Origin of the sequence: Clostridium sp. OM05-6BH (assembly GCF_003481635.1) — a bacterium.
GTDB lineage: Bacteria > Bacillota > Clostridia > Lachnospirales > Lachnospiraceae > Butyribacter.
This window is the reverse complement of sequence record NZ_QULH01000005.1, coordinates 134,937-150,037: the sequence shown is the minus strand read 5'-3', so window position 1 is coordinate 150,037 and position 15,101 is coordinate 134,937. Positions and strand designations below refer to the sequence as shown.

The window sequence follows — 15,101 nt, the reverse complement described above, 5'->3', positions numbered from 1 at the left end:
CTTTCTCTATTGCTCTGATCAAATATGATAATCGTCCGCAGAATCCATCAAACCAAATTCCAGTAGAATTTCCTCTAAGCGTTCCTGCGTCATCGGCGTTGGAATGTCAAATTTTGTATTATTAATGACAGCTTCTGCTAAATTGCGGTACTCCTGCGCCTGATTGGAATCCGGCTTATATTCGATCACCGTCTTTTTGTTGATCTCAGCTCGCTGTACGATATTGTCACGTGGCACGAAATACAACAACTGCGTTCCCAATTCCTTTGCAAAAGCACGTAAAAGATCCAGCTCGCGATCTACATTTCTGCTGTTGCAGATAATACCGCCCAGTCTGACGCCACCGGTACGCGCATAACGTTTGATACCCTTGGCAATGTTGTTAGCTGCATACAGCGCCATCATCTCGCCACTTGCCACAATATATATTTCCTTTGCTTTGCCCTCGCGGATCGGCATTGCAAATCCACCGCAGACAACGTCTCCCAAAACATCATAAAATACATAATCCAGATCATCCGTATAGGCTCCGAGATTTTCCAACATGTTGATCGACGTGATAATACCTCGTCCTGCACAGCCTACACCCGGTTCCGGTCCACCGGACTCAACGCATCGCGTGCCGCCGTAGCCCTCACGCACGATCTTATCTAATTCGACATCTTCTCCCTCATCACGGATCGTATCCAAAACCGTCTTTTGCGCCAGACCGCCCAGTAGTAATCTTGTAGAATCAGCCTTCGGATCACAGCCAACAACCATTACTTTCTTACCGTGTTCTACAAGTCCTGCAGTCAGGTTCTGTGTTGTTGTAGACTTTCCAATTCCACCTTTGCCATAAATTGCAATCTGTCTCAATTCTGCCATTGTCTCCTCCATTCCTATCCTATCCAGGATCCTACCTTGTTGTCATTAATCCTTGTATTTGGTCATATACCACAATGCGATGCAGGGAATCTTCAATCTCCCCCGGCAATTCCATTGCAGCTATTCCATACTCATTCATAACCCGCAGTGCACCCATACCAATACGGCTCACTGCTACATAATCACAGTCCGATAAACGTTTTACATTATCCTGTAATCTTCCCTCATCATGATTACCGGCCTCACAGATCGGTACGAGCTCACGCTTTTCCAAAAGTACGGTGTCCTCATTTTCGGACACCTCGTAGATATAAAAATCACGTGCTCTTCCAAAATGACTGTTAACCACAATGCCATCCGAAGATGCCACTGCCACGCGGATCTTCCTATCATTTTGCATCGACATCATCCTTTCCTAACCATGTGAAAATGTTTCCCGCACACGCAGTTTTCTTTGATAAATCTGATCTCCATATTCTGATCTGCCCGGAACTCCAACTGCATCCGCCCGGCAGTGCTGGCAATGTCTAAATACGTCAATATATTGGGAAGCCGTTGTTCTCGCCCCATCGATCTGACTACAGGTCGGTGCTGTCTGATCCACCAATTCATACTGTGGAATCAACGGTATGATATTATATATTTTTGCGCCGGCCTCTTTTACTGTCTTAGCGATCTTTGCAATATGATCTCCGTTGATGTCCGGCACCAACACCGTATTGACCTTTATGGTAATCCCGGCAGACGCAACTTTTCGTATGCCCGCCAACTGATTTTTAATGAGGATTTCTGCGCCCTCTACACCATCATAACGTTTACCATGATAAATAATGTATTTATTCAGCTTAGCTTCGATCTCCGGATCCACTGCATTAACAGTTACTGTCAGGGAATCAATTCCTATTTCGATCACTTCTTCTGCTTTCTCTTCCAAAAGCAATCCATTGGTGCTCATACATTTAATAAGCTGTGGGAATCGTTCTTTGACACCGCGAAACGTCTTCAGCGCATAGTCAGAGGCTAATGTATCTCCCGGTCCCGCAATACCAGCCACGGTAATCTCCGGACAAAGCCTCAATGCCTTATCCAGGATCTCTAAACTTTCTGTCGGCGTGATCACTTTCGATGTGACACCAGGTCTTTCCTCTACATCGTTTATAACACGATCACAGAAACGACAAGCAATGTTACACCCCGGACTCACCGGCAAATGAATGCGTCCCACATTATTTTTATGCCCCCCAAAGCAGGGATGGGATTGTTGCAGATCATGATATGTATTACTCACGTTGCTCCCCCTTTCCATTGCGCTCTTTGTATTCCTAGTTTTTCGATAGGTTTTATCAATTTATGATATTTGTAATTATATTCACCTTTTCCTATATTGTCAATAGGAATTATCAACAATTTATCAAAATTTTGTCAGTGACATTCTGTATCGTCATATTTCACAGAATATGTCACGCAGCTTTTTTCATTTTCGTGAGGAATTAGGAATAAACATTTCTTATTTTCGTGAATATTCAAAGCAAAACATTTCTCATTTTCGTGAATATTCATACAAAAACTTTTCTTATTTTCGTGAATACAGGTTGTTATTTGTGGAAAACTATATTACAATAAAGCTTATAAAACGGTGATTTAAGCGACTAATGCACTGTAGAAAGGAACCCATCATGTTATTTAAACGAAAATTATACCAAAAGCTTTTAAAATGGAAAGAAATATCGGCCGGTTCATCCGCTCTGTTGATCGAAGGTGCAAGACGAATCGGAAAAAGTACCATTGTAGAAGAATTTGCGAAAGCAGAATATGATGATTATATGTTATTGGACTTTGCACGCGAAAGTACAGACATAAAAGACAACTTTATAAATAATATCAATGACCTTGATACCTTTTTCCGCAATTTATTTCTGCTTAAAGGGCGATCACTCCATGGCAAAAACTGCGTCATTATCTTTGACGAAGTGCAGTTGTTTCCATGGGCAAGACAGGCCATAAAATATTTAGTACAGGATGGAAGGTATGAATATATCGAAACCGGCTCTTTGATCTCTATTCATAAAAATGTCCAAAACATTCTGATTCCATCCGAAGAATACAAACTTAAAATGTATCCTATGGATTTCGAAGAATTTTTGTGGGCAACCGATGATACCGTTTCCTATGAAGCAATCAAGGACGCTTTCATAAAACGCAAACCACTCGGTGACAGCATCCATCGACAGCTCATGAACAAATTCCGCACTTATATGGTAGTTGGCGGAATGCCTCAGGCTGTAGATGCCTATATTGCCGGCAAAGATTTCACACAGATTGATTTCGTAAAACGTAATATTTTGAGTTTGTACGAAGAGGATCTATACAAATACGATTCCGAAAACAATCAGCGAGCTTCCATCATTTTTCGTACGATTCCAGAGCAACTGGAAAACAAAAATTCGCATTTTAAATTTTCATTGATTGACAAAAATGCGCGTTATCAGAATTATATCAATGCTGTAAATTTTGTGGCAGAATCCATGATCGGCAATGAATGTATCCATGTTACAAAACCCGAAATCGCCTTGGAACTCTTTGCTGATCGAAGCAATTTTAAGCTTTATATGGGCGATACCGGACTGTTAGTAACGCAGATTATGAAAAGCCAGGATAACGTAGATGAAAATATCTACAAATCTCTGATTTTTGGGAAACTTGGTATCAATCAGGGAATGATCATTGAAAATATGGTAGCACAAATGCTGAAAGCATCTGGACACGACCTATATTTTCATGAATATCGCTATACACCTTCTGATGAGAGTAATGAGAAAAAATACGAGATCGATTTTTTGACCGTTAAGAATAAAAAAATCTGTCCCATCGAGGTGAAGTCTTCCTCCTACACCTCGCACAAATCATTTGATTACTTCGTAAAAAAGTATCAATTGAAAATGCAGGACAGATATATTATTTATACGAAAGATCTTATGCAAAAAGATAACATATTGTATATTCCTATATACATGACAATGCTTGTGTAAGATACCAATTTAATAGGGATCATCTATGAGACGCAGTGCTTGATACAAGCCATTACTGCGCCTCACTCTCCTGCAGTGCCGTCTTAATACGGTCAAGTGCCTCTTGTAACGTTGCACGTGGACATGCCACATTGATACGCTGGAACCCTTTGCCGCAATCGCCAAAGATGCTGCCACTGTCGAGCCATAATTTTGCCCGGTGTACGATCAGATCCTCCAGCTCATCCACACTCAATCCGGTTTCGCGGAAATCCAGCCAGACCAGATAAGTACCCTCATGGTCTACCATAGACACGCCCGGAAGCTGCGTTTCAACATATTCCTTTGTAAAGGCAATATTGTCGGCAACATATGAGTGCATTGCCTCATACCACTCTTCTCCGTGTGCATATGCCGCCTCGCACGCAACCAACCCCAGTACATTAAGCTGACTAATTCCTGCCGCATCAAGCTGCGCCCGGAACTTTGCCTTTAACTCTCTATTTGGGATAAAGATATTCGAAATCATCATGCTGGCAATATTAAACGTTTTGCTCGGCGCCGTGCAGGTCACGCTGATCTGCGCAAATTCTTCCTTGATCGCCGCAAACACCTGATGCTTTCCTCGAAATACAAAGTCCTCATGAATCTCATCACTCACAACCGTAACATGATGTTTTACCAAAATATCCCCCATCGCAGTGAGCTCTTCTTTCGTCCACACACGCCCAACCGGATTATGCGGATTGCAAAGCAGGAACAGCTTAACGTCGTTATCTACAATCTTACGTTCAAAATCCTCCAGATCTATGTGATAACGGTTGTCATCACCTTTGTACAGGTCGTTGCTGACCACCTTTCTACCATTGTCGGCGATCACCTCCGAAAACGGATAATACACCGGCTGCTGCAGCATCACGGCATCTCCCGGCTCAGAATACGCCTTTACCGCCATTGCCAGCGCAAAAACAACGCCCGGCGTTTTGATAAGCCATTTTTCCTGAACGTCCCAGTCGTGATGTTTTTTCATCCAAGCCTGCACCGTCTCAAAATAAGGGGTCTGCACTTCACTGTAGCCAAATATACCATGCTTCGTACGTTCTATCACAGCGTCCTCAATATAAGAAGACGTCTTGAAATCCATGTCTGCCACCCACAACGGGAGCACATCTTCCGGCATACCTCTTCGTTTTGCAAAATCATATTTTAAGCAATCGGTATTTTTACGATTGACTATCGCGTCAAAATCCAAATTTCTTTCTGCCATTGCTATCAATCCTTTCTATCACCATGCTGCATTTGCTAGCAATCTATTCTATGATCATCCTGCATTTTCAGCCGAATATACCACCAGTAAATAAACACGCTATTTTATAAAGAAGCAAACACGCTTTCCAGTTCTGCCAACAGGTCTTTGACATTCTCAATCCCCACCGACAGGCGAAGTGTCGCATCTGTAATTCCATTCTTTTCTCGAATTTCCTGTGGAACATCTGCATGCGTTTGTGTCGCCGGATAGGTGATCAACGTCTCCACTCCACCAAGGCTCTCTGCAAAACGGATCATGCGAACCTTTTCTAATACAGACAGCGCACTTTCTTTATCCTTCAATTGAAATGTCAACATTGCACCAAAACCACGCGCCTGTTTTTTCATGATCTCATAGCCCGGGTGATCCGGCAGTCCCGGATAAATCACTTTCGTAACAACATCCTGCGCCGTCAGCCATTTGGCAATTTCCAAAGCATTATCAGCGGCACGGTCCATGCGAATCCCCAATGTTTTAATACCTCGCAGGATCAACCAGCTATCAAAAGGTGCTAGTCCCGCTCCCGTTGTCTTGATCAAAAAGCGAAGTTTTTCGCTGATGTCCTCTCGACCGGTTACCAAAAATCCCGCAAGCGTGTCATTGTGTCCTCCCAAATACTTCGTACCACTATGTACTACAACATCTGCACCAAGTTTCAGCGGATTCTGGAAATATGGCGATAAAAATGTATTATCCACAATCAACAACAAACCGTGCTTGTGTGCGATTTCTGCTGTTTCCGCTATATCCGTTACATTCATCATTGGGTTAGTCGGTGTTTCAATATAGATTGCTTTCGTCTGTTCTGTAATATACGATTCAATATCTTCTCTGCAGCAATCAATATTTGAAAATTGTATGCCGTTCTTATCCGAGACGTTTTGAAACAAACGAATGCATCCTCCATACAGATCCGAATCAGCGATAATATGATCTCCCGGCTTGAACAGCTCCATCAGTAATGATATTGCCGCCATTCCACTCGAAAGTGCCAGCGCATCAATTCCACCTTCCAAAGAAGCCACCATTTTCTCTAAATGTTCTCTGGTTGGATTCTGCAAACGACTGTAATCGTACCCGGTGCTTTGTCCTACTCCCGGATGTGCATACGTCGCTGTCTGATAAATAGGGTAACTGATCGCACCAAAATGATCTGTTTTACCTTCATCTTCCTCTAAATGCAAACATTTTGTCTCAATTTCTCTTTCCATATAGCATAATCCTTTCTCCACACAAAGTCTTGGCTGTCAGGCGCCGTTTAATTCCTAGTAAACCTGTAGGCATTATTATAAGGATTCCCTCTTACACTGTCAATTGCTATTTCCTATTTTACCTATTGGAATTATTTTTTATGTGTTATAGTTTTTTCCTATTGCTAAAATAGGGGTTGACTTGGAGTCTACTCCAAGTGTTACACTAAGAAGCAGGAGGTGACTACCGTGACCATCAAAGAAGTGAGTCAAAAATACAACATTTCACAGGATACTCTGCGTTACTATGAACGTGTCGGCATGATTCCGAAAGTAACGCGAACAGCAAGTGGCATCCGCGATTATCAGGAATCTGATCTAAGCTGGGTCGAACTTGTCATCTGTATGCGCAGCGCCGGGCTGCCGGTAGAAGCATTGATTGAATACGTTGAACTGTACCAACAGGGCGACCAGACTTTCGGTGCGCGTCTCGAACTGCTGCAGGAACAGAGACGCAATTTAGAAGAACAACAGAAACAATTACAAGCTGCAATAAGTAAACTGGATTATAAAATTTCCCGCTACGAAGTTGCAGTCAAAACAGGAAAATTATCATGGGAGGAAAATTCATGTACTTAGAACAGATTAATGGACCACAAGATGTAAAGAAATTATCCGTAGAACAGTTACATACTTTGGCAGACGAAATGCGTGCTGCATTATTAAACCGTTTGAGCAAACACGGCGGTCATTTCGGGCCGAACTTCGGTATGGTGGAGGCAACGATCGCACTCCATTACGTTTTCGAATCACCAAAAGATAAGATCGTATACGATGTATCACATCAGTCTTATCCGCACAAAATGTTGACGGGACGTAAAGATGCTTATTTATACGAAGAACATTTTGAGGACGTGTCCGGATACAGCAATCCAAACGAAAGTGAACACGACTTCTTTACCGTCGGTCACACGTCTACCTCTGTCAGCCTCGCCTGTGGACTTGCCAAAGCAAGAGATCTAAGTGGCGAAGACGGCAACGTGATCGCTGTCATCGGTGATGGTTCTTTGAGCGGTGGCGAAGCTTTAGAGGGATTAGATTATGCTGCAGAATTAGACGGCAACTTCATTATTGTCGTAAACGATAACGATATGTCCATCGCCGAGAATCATGGCGGTCTTTACGGCAATCTCAAGCTGCTTCGCGACACGAAAGGTCAGGCTGAATGCAACTTATTCCGTGCAATGGGATTAGACTATGTTTATGTTGATCAGGGCAATGACACAGCCTCTTTGATCGATGCCTTCTCCCAAGTAAAAGACAGCAATAAACCGGTTGTTGTCCATATCAACACACTGAAAGGTAAAGGATACGCACCAGCCGAGGAGCATAAAGAGAACTGGCATTACTGCGCGCCGTTTGATATCAAAACCGGTGAGGCACTGTTCCAAGATGCGGAAGAAGATTATTCTTCTGTTACAGCAGAATACCTGTTAGACAAGATGAAAAAAGATCCTGCCGTTGTAGCGATCACTTCCGGAACTCCTACTATTCTTGGTTTTACAGAAGATAAACGAAAAGAAGCCGGAAAGCAATTCGTCGATGTCGGCATTGCCGAAGAAACCGCAGTAGCTCTTGCCTCCGGTATTGCTGCAAATGGCGGCAAACCTGTCTATGGTGTTTACAGCACCTTTGTACAGAGAACCTACGACCAGATTTCTCAGGATTTATGTATCAATAACAGTCCTGCAACGATCGTTACTTTCTGCGGTACGGTTTATGGCATGAATGACGTTACACATTTAGGTTTGTATGACATTCCAATGATGGCAAACATTCCAAACCTTGTTTATTTGGCAGCAACCTCCAAAGAGGATTATATTGCCATGCTGGATTGGAGCCTAGAACAGACCGAACTTCCTGTTGCTATCAAGCTTCCGGGCGGTGCTATGGTATCCACCGGCACACCGGTTACCAAAGATTTTAGTAAGCTCAACAAATATGAGGTAACCAAAAAAGGGTCCAAAATTGCCATTCTTGGTCTTGGTACCTTTTACGGACTTGCCTGCGAAGCTGCTTCTCAGTTAGAAGCAGAAACCGGCATTCAGGCAACCGTGATCAATCCATACTACATCACCGGACTCGATACCGAATTGTTGGATAAGCTCAAAGAAGATCATGATCTCGTTCTGACCATCGAAGATGGCATTTTGGATGGCGGTTTTGGCGAGAAAATTGCCAGATACTACGGTACTTCGAACATCAAAGTACGGAACTATGGACTGAAAAAGGAATTTTTGGATCGCTACGACCCTAACGAGGTTGTCAAAGAGAATCATTTGACCGTAGAACAAATTGTTGCAGATATCAAAGCACTTGAAGCATAAAAAAGCAAAGCCTGCGCTTTGCTTTGCAAGAATTGCTAAAGCAATTCTTGGTGGCATAACGTAACATTACGAGCAATTTCCTATTAAATAAAAGGAACTGCAGAACGGAGAAAGAGCAGATGTCCGAAGATATGGACACCTGCTCTTTTGAAACATGTAAGATTTTTTATTAGAATCTCTACTACAACAACGTAAGCTCGATAGCATTTCCAGATATTCCCCTCAAATCCATCTCAGAAATCTACATGCCACTTACAAGATTAAGGATACCGATTTTTTCATTAAGATTCAAGGTGGTTTTTCATTAAGATTTGTTTAAGATTTGTCGTTTCCGCATCCATACACCAAACAAAATCCAACCGATCACACCAAATATTGAAACTATCATCCCCGGCCAAAAATATGGATACTTCAACGTAATCTTTGTTTCTCCACTGTTTACTTCCAACAAATTATGAACCGAGTGAATCTTTTCGCTGCTATCAAAAATATCTTGATACGCAATTGTCGTATTAACCTGATCCTGCGGACTAATGATGATAATTTGATCTCCGGCATGCGCAATATCTAATGGAACCAATGCCCGATCCGGAAGTTCAGCCAAGGCATCATCCATTAAGCTGCCTAAAAACTTCCCAACTGACTCATCTCTAGTCAGGAAATAATGATACGTTAAGTTAATTCCCAAGAATACAATATTATCATTCTCGACGTTTCCCGCAAAATCAATTTTTACTCCCGTATCATATAAATATCCCATTGTATTATCCAGACCATTCAAATAAACTGTTTTCCAATTTCTTTTATCTACGTCAAATAATGACGTATCCAGTTCCCCCTCCTTTGTATAAAGCACAGGGTATCCATTCTGAAAATAAATATCCTGACATTCCACACCCATAAATTCTTTGATGTTAGTTTGTGGATTATCAGGTATTCCATCTCCATTTACAATAATCCTAACCCCCGCCTCACTTAGCTTCAAAAGCATCTTTTCAGCCTTATCTTTATCATCATACGTAAAACCTGACAAGTAAATCACTTTATATTTTGATAATTTATCATACGAATAATCATTTACATTATTCGAGTCCCCCGGTTCTATATTCGGATAACCATATGCTAAGAAATCGGAAGACGAACCGATAGCTAACCCCTCATATTGACAAGTCGTACCAAACTGCTCATAAGTTTTTATATGGTAAAGCAAATAACTATCATTCGATGCCGCCAGTATGTATCCTAATTTTTGGGCACATTCGGTCACTTCAATCAGATCTTTATCCGGATCTCGAAGCTCACTTTTCTTGATCAACACAGTATCATCACCTAATTCGAGGCATCGATCAAATAAAAACAAATAAAATCCTTCCTCAACAGCATCATTCAAACGAGCAATATTGTTCGATGTTGTTGCTGCCCGCCATCCGGTTCCAAATGATTCCGGAACTTTCGCTCCATTATAGTCTGTCAACAAATATGGTGCCATCGCTCCAAGCGTACTTCCGTCAATCAATGCTGCGCGCTGCTTGGTGATTTTACGAGCCTTTGCAATCAATGTTCCCTGTGCACTCTGCTCCATATTTTCGCTTGCCGTTAGTGTTCCTTTTCCGTGATAGATCAACGTATAAGACGGAACAATGTCGACAACTAATATAATGCAGCAAATAACAACAAATCCACGTTTCAACGTATCCCAGGTCACAAAACTATATAATATAAAACACAGGGCAATCGAAATAAACTGCAGCATCCATATATAACGTCCTCCCGGTATTTTTGCAAGAATAGCACACATAGACGTTGTCGTGCATGCAAAAAAGATCAATCCTGCCCAGAAACCGTGCAATGACCTTTTCTTGCCACAAACTGCGCCGAAAACAGCCAGCAAAAACACAGACAGGCCAAAATAATAATCAACATTGCCTCGCGTAAGTCTTCTTACCGGATCCAGAGAAATAACTGCGTCTTGAAAATATCCTTTCATCATACGCAACGCATCGTCCGCTAATTTCCCACCACGCAGCGATGGCACAAGCCATATTCCTATCAACGCAAAGCCCAAGAGCATTGCACACATAATTGGAATACAACGACCTTTTTGATGGTTGATGATACGATAGATCAAAAGATAACTCAACATGATCATCGCAAACACAGCCGCATATTCTAAATCACACAACAACATGCACGCATAAACCGGAACTATTTTACATACCGTCTGCCATCTTCCCTTTATTAAACTGATTTCTATGAAGTACAATATTAATGGCAGAAAAACCATTAGCAAAGCACGACCTAAATGTCCTACTACAAACAACGTATAAAGATTATTTGGCAGGAAAAACCATAAAACACCCACAAAAGTGCCTAGCATAATTCGTTGTTGGCGAATCCCTATATATAGCCAGACCAATGCCCCACCATAAAACACTAAGGATATATATATCAAATATCCGTTAATATCACTTCCACCTGCTAGGAATTGACAAAACGCTGAAAAATACACCGGAAGTGGTGCCCAGTAACGCAACATCTGAACTCCGTTGTACCACAAATTATCATAAAGCGGATACCAATTTCCCCGGCTGATATTATGATATAATACATTTCCCTTATATACATGGCTCATCGCATCTGCTCCCACCGGATACGTCCCACCTATATATATTACAAACACAATCCCTATTGCCAGAAATGCATATAATATCATAGCCAATACAATGCCTGCATTTTTCTTCACTGCACTCTCTCCTCGCTACTCAATCACTCGATCCAACACCTCATCAATAATCTCACTCATCTGATGATCGGAATGCCTGCGCACACTTTCCAAATAATCCTCATTGTGTTCAAAATTGATCACATAACTTCTCGTCGGTGTCTCACTACTCTCCATTCGGACAAGTTCTCCATCCAGATTTTGTACGATCTTTTTGATCGCACGCACAAAATAATCAGACATATTTTCCAATGTTGGAATAATATGGTCAAACGGCTCAATCTCATTGATCAAATGATTCTGATATTGATTGAAATACTCATCAATGGCTTTTTCATATGCATCAAACTGCACAAATTTCTGACCGTTCATTCGAATGTGAACCATAAATTCCCACGTATGCGGATGCTGTTCTCCCTCTTTACCATCAATAATAATATAATGATTGGCATTCAGGTAAAACTTAAATTTATATTCTCGATTGATCGCTCCACTATGCATGTTTCTTCTCCTTTCGTTCGCGCAATGCCTTCTGAAACTGAACATACACGGCCTGCAGCGATAGTTCCTCATCTTCTTTCGCCATCGTCTCCTCGACGTTAAACATCTCCTCACTTCCCGGAAGTCTGTGCAGTGCCTGTACCGCTTCCTCCATACGATATTGGATAAAGATCAATACAACGCCTAAATCTTCTGCATCAAAACGGATGATCTTTTCATCCAACAGCACCTGTGCCCGTTCTAAAAACTGTTTTTTCGCAGCTTCCGAAGCAAATGAAAGCCGTACAAGTGTAATTGGCGTCACTTTTCTCTGTCCTAATTTTTGGACAAACACATCCATCAGCCGGATATGGTACACATTCCACCGGGTATGATAATAATCCATCGCCTTGATCGTTTCGGTTTGCCGTTCAACAATACGGTTAAGCTCCTCTGTATGTGCTTTCATCTTAGCGAGCTTATTTTTGCGAATATCTGATAAAATACTAAACACCATTGTAGAAAGCAGCAATATGATCAAAATTCCATTAATGAATACCGACAACCCGATCTTGGAGGCCATAAAGGAATTATTATCCAAAATAACCGTGTCATTCGTCAATAAGCATATTGTATAACGTGCTCCGTTATAGCCAAAGATCACACCGGATGCCACATAACGGTCATCCCCCATCTGAATGATCTTATGAGATACTTTATTCACCGCCAGACTTTGTAAAAATTTGGTCGCACTGTCTCCGGAAAAAAAAGTATTAGATGTAAGTCCCTTATATCGGTTGGTCTCTGTGACATCTTTTACAAACAAAAGGGCTTTATTCTTCGTCAATGTCCAATATTTACGACTGGATGCATCCAACGAGCCTAATATCTTCGTCACAATCTCTTCATCACTGCGGTCGTCCAACACATTGATCTGGTCAAGAACAAGCTGAACATACGCATCCTGCTGCTCTGCATAGATTGACAAAATGCTGTCCTCATAAGACTTCATCTGCTGATTGCCCACCCATGCCAGCACACCTACAATAATAATGATCGTGAATGAAATCGTCTTGCTGTTGATCAATAGCTCTTTCAGTTTATTACTTTTCACTTCAGCCCCTCGCCTTTCTATACGTGTTCCTCTGGTTTATTGACAATTGCCCTGATCTTGCGGATAAAACGCATTACAACCGCAAAATCATCGGTTATTGTTTTGCACAGACTATCCTTTTCCTGCGTAAAATTCTTTGTTTTCCACGCGCTATTGGTATTAATACTATTTACCACGCCTGCAAAGCGAATAAAGAACACTGCCAGATTGAATAGTGGCAGCAATGGCAATACATACCACTGCTTTGCATAATATTTCCGAATCTCCTTAAAGTTCTTTAAGAAGCCAACCGTCGATATATAGTAAAAAAAACCAATCAACACGTATAATAAATACAAAAATAACGTGGAATATCCCACCTGCGCAAAGGAATAATTCAAGCACATCAAGCAGAGCAGCGCTAAATACCAGATCAAGCGTGGAAACGCAAAGGTGTGGTCATACACTAATGTCCTAACGCCTACATTCGTAAACATATTTCTGATTTTTAACTTGTTTTTCAAAAACAAATGTGATACTTCCAAACTTCCGCGCTGCCAACGCTGTCTCTGTGTATACAATTTATTGAGATCCTCGATCGGGTCTACAAAGAAAATCGCATCTTCGCAGATCCCAACTTTCGTCTTTAATAAATATTTCATCTGGAACGTAATCTGCGTATCTTCGCAAATAGTATCCGTATTATACAACTGTGACTTCAGCACAACTGATTTGCGAAACGCCGAAAACGCACCCGATAACGTATACACCGCATTGATCTCTGCCGAATAGTTACGTCCTGCCAAAAACGCCTGCGCATATTCCATAAATTCCATCTTACGCAAAATTCGTGGGAAGACTAACGGATACGCCTGTACCTGCTTCGGCTCTGTCAAAATAACCCCGGTCATGCACTCGATCGACTGATCATTTTCAAAACGGTACACCATATTGCGCAAGGCGGATCGTTCCAATAAACCATCGCTGTCAATATGGATGATGTACTTTCCCTCACTATTAAATAAGGCAAGATTCAATGCTTTCGATTTGCCTTGTTTTGCATTGAGCCACTGCATATGCAGCCCCGGAAACTTCCGCTGGCACTCGCAAAATACTTGAAAGCTGTTATCCTGCCCTTGATTATTAACAAGGAAAATCCGGATCTTGGAATCCGGATAATCACTGTCTTCAATCGATTGAATACACTGTTCCAATGTGTCCATTGAATTGTAGATTGGAATTATTAAAGAAATCTCCGGATCAATTGCCGGCTTTAATATTTTTTCCTTAAATAGATGCTTTTTAAGCAATACAAGCACACTTCCAACCGATGGTACAATCTCCATCATAACCGGTATTATGATCCATGCAGCCCAAAATAAAAATGAGTTGCAAAATTTATTTATTAGTTCCATACGTAAATCCGCCCACTTTCTGTCGAACAATCTGTGCTTTTGTAAATACAATAAAGTACAGCATGATCGACAAGCCATAAAATACGATTCTTCCAACAAAAGTATGTGCCATATAATAAGCTGACATTCCCTTGTAATAAATGATGACTCCGATCACTGTGATGCGTATCGCATTGGCAAGAATAATATAAACTGTTCCAATAACTCCTACCGCAATACGTTCATAGCGACTATACGCTTGAAAAAAGGCAAGTAATGACAAATATGCCATAATTTCCAAAATGCCGGAACACTCGAAATCGATCAACAACGAAATCGCACCTGCACGAGAATCTACAAACACTACACCATACTTAAAGTAAGCACTAAACATTCCCGTGATCTTGCCAAAAGCTCCTGCGATCGCTGCAACGACTTGTGCGAGCGGTTGTGTGCAATAGGGTCTGACAAATATCATCATCAAAACAAACAGTCCGCAACTTCCCCATATAAAGCGCCACGCCGGAAGATCACTCCGTCGCAGCGCCCATAATATATACAACCATACGATCAGAAATATGATTCCTGCAATTATCGTCATTCCTTCACCTTGCCTTATATCTGCACCACCGTCTGCCTGTCACAAATCAT

General features: G+C 41.6%; 13 protein-coding genes. 3 read left to right on the top strand and 10 right to left on the bottom strand.

What is annotated here, in order from left to right:
- Window positions 1-18: 18 nt before the first annotated feature.
- From nifH to DXB73_RS06845, 3 genes are read right to left on the bottom strand one after another with little or no spacing between them, the layout of a single operon-like run.
- Window positions 19-867 (bottom strand): nitrogenase iron protein, encoded by an 849-nt coding sequence (gene nifH / locus DXB73_RS06855; RefSeq protein ID WP_022024781.1) that lies wholly within the window; start codon window positions 865-867, stop codon window positions 19-21.
- Between the two features lie 31 nt (window positions 868-898).
- Window positions 899-1,267: a NifB/NifX family molybdenum-iron cluster-binding protein gene (locus tag DXB73_RS06850; protein ID WP_182434264.1), complete on the bottom strand. Its 369-nt coding sequence runs from the start codon at window positions 1,265-1,267 to the stop codon at window positions 899-901.
- A gap of 15 nt (window positions 1,268-1,282) precedes the next feature.
- On the bottom strand, window positions 1,283-2,155 hold the full coding sequence (locus DXB73_RS06845) for a radical SAM protein (RefSeq protein ID WP_118690568.1): 873 nt from the start codon (window positions 2,153-2,155) through the stop codon (window positions 1,283-1,285).
- 388 nt (window positions 2,156-2,543) lie between these two features.
- On the opposite strand from DXB73_RS06845, the gene DXB73_RS06840 reads away from it, so the two are divergent.
- Complete coding sequence (locus DXB73_RS06840; RefSeq protein WP_118690567.1) at window positions 2,544-3,896, top strand: AAA family ATPase; 1,353 nt, start codon at window positions 2,544-2,546, stop codon at window positions 3,894-3,896.
- A gap of 52 nt (window positions 3,897-3,948) precedes the next feature.
- Here the strand turns inward: DXB73_RS06840 and DXB73_RS06835 are convergent, their stop codons facing one another.
- A complete protein-coding gene (locus DXB73_RS06835; RefSeq protein WP_118690566.1) occupies window positions 3,949-5,142 on the bottom strand; it encodes a MalY/PatB family protein in 1,194 nt (397 codons plus the stop codon).
- A gap of 104 nt (window positions 5,143-5,246) precedes the next feature.
- The gene (locus DXB73_RS06830; protein ID WP_118690565.1) at window positions 5,247-6,395 is read right to left on the bottom strand and encodes a PLP-dependent aspartate aminotransferase family protein; all 1,149 of its coding nucleotides are present in this window, start codon (window positions 6,393-6,395) and stop codon (window positions 5,247-5,249) included.
- A 228-nt stretch (window positions 6,396-6,623) separates the two neighbouring features.
- On the opposite strand from DXB73_RS06830, the gene DXB73_RS06825 reads away from it, so the two are divergent.
- Both DXB73_RS06825 and DXB73_RS06820 read left to right on the top strand, forming a co-directional pair.
- Window positions 6,624-7,013: a MerR family transcriptional regulator gene (locus DXB73_RS06825; RefSeq protein ID WP_118690564.1), complete on the top strand. Its 390-nt coding sequence runs from the start codon at window positions 6,624-6,626 to the stop codon at window positions 7,011-7,013.
- The gene (locus tag DXB73_RS06820; protein WP_118690563.1) at window positions 7,004-8,761 is read left to right on the top strand and encodes a 1-deoxy-D-xylulose-5-phosphate synthase; all 1,758 of its coding nucleotides are present in this window, start codon (window positions 7,004-7,006) and stop codon (window positions 8,759-8,761) included. The genes DXB73_RS06825 and DXB73_RS06820 overlap by 10 nt, the downstream gene beginning before the upstream one ends.
- Before the next feature lie 304 nt (window positions 8,762-9,065).
- Here the strand turns inward: DXB73_RS06820 and DXB73_RS06815 are convergent, their stop codons facing one another.
- Genes DXB73_RS06815 through xrtG form a run of 5 tightly spaced genes read right to left on the bottom strand, consistent with a single transcriptional unit; the run spans window position 9,066 to window position 15,051 of the window.
- The gene (locus tag DXB73_RS06815) at window positions 9,066-11,504 is read right to left on the bottom strand and encodes a 6-pyruvoyl-tetrahydropterin synthase-related protein (RefSeq protein WP_118690562.1); all 2,439 of its coding nucleotides are present in this window, start codon (window positions 11,502-11,504) and stop codon (window positions 9,066-9,068) included.
- Window positions 11,505-11,519: 15 nt separating this feature from the next.
- Window positions 11,520-11,984, bottom strand: coding sequence for a 6-carboxytetrahydropterin synthase (locus tag DXB73_RS06810; protein WP_182448200.1), 465 nt, complete (start codon window positions 11,982-11,984; stop codon window positions 11,520-11,522).
- The gene (locus tag DXB73_RS06805; protein ID WP_118690560.1) at window positions 11,977-13,077 is read right to left on the bottom strand and encodes a hypothetical protein; all 1,101 of its coding nucleotides are present in this window, start codon (window positions 13,075-13,077) and stop codon (window positions 11,977-11,979) included. Before DXB73_RS06805 ends, DXB73_RS06810 begins: the two co-directional genes overlap by 8 nt.
- A 17-nt stretch (window positions 13,078-13,094) precedes the next feature.
- The gene (locus tag DXB73_RS06800; protein ID WP_118690559.1) at window positions 13,095-14,471 is read right to left on the bottom strand and encodes a TIGR03111 family XrtG-associated glycosyltransferase; all 1,377 of its coding nucleotides are present in this window, start codon (window positions 14,469-14,471) and stop codon (window positions 13,095-13,097) included.
- Entirely contained in the window at window positions 14,455-15,051 is a 597-nt protein-coding gene (gene xrtG / locus DXB73_RS06795; protein ID WP_022026047.1) for an exosortase family protein XrtG, read from the bottom strand. Before xrtG ends, DXB73_RS06800 begins: the two co-directional genes overlap by 17 nt.
- Window positions 15,052-15,101: the final 50 nt, after the last annotated feature.

Bases quoted from the DNA above. Each gene is read 5' to 3' on its own strand.
- nifH (WP_022024781.1), bottom strand. From the start codon at position 867: ATGGCAGAATTGAGACAGATTGCAATTTATGGCAAAGGTGGAATTGGA.
- DXB73_RS06850 (WP_182434264.1), bottom strand. From the start codon at position 1,267: ATGCAAAATGATAGGAAGATCCGCGTGGCAGTGGCATCTTCGGATGGC.
- DXB73_RS06840 (WP_118690567.1), top strand. From the start codon at position 2,544: ATGTTATTTAAACGAAAATTATACCAAAAGCTTTTAAAATGGAAAGAA.
- DXB73_RS06835 (WP_118690566.1), bottom strand. From the start codon at position 5,142: ATGGCAGAAAGAAATTTGGATTTTGACGCGATAGTCAATCGTAAAAAT.
- DXB73_RS06830 (WP_118690565.1), bottom strand. From the start codon at position 6,395: ATGGAAAGAGAAATTGAGACAAAATGTTTGCATTTAGAGGAAGATGAA.
- DXB73_RS06820 (WP_118690563.1), top strand. From the start codon at position 7,004: ATGTACTTAGAACAGATTAATGGACCACAAGATGTAAAGAAATTATCC.
- DXB73_RS06810 (WP_182448200.1), bottom strand. From the start codon at position 11,984: ATGCATAGTGGAGCGATCAATCGAGAATATAAATTTAAGTTTTACCTG.
- DXB73_RS06800 (WP_118690559.1), bottom strand. From the start codon at position 14,471: ATGGAACTAATAAATAAATTTTGCAACTCATTTTTATTTTGGGCTGCA.
- xrtG (WP_022026047.1), bottom strand. From the start codon at position 15,051: ATGACGATAATTGCAGGAATCATATTTCTGATCGTATGGTTGTATATA.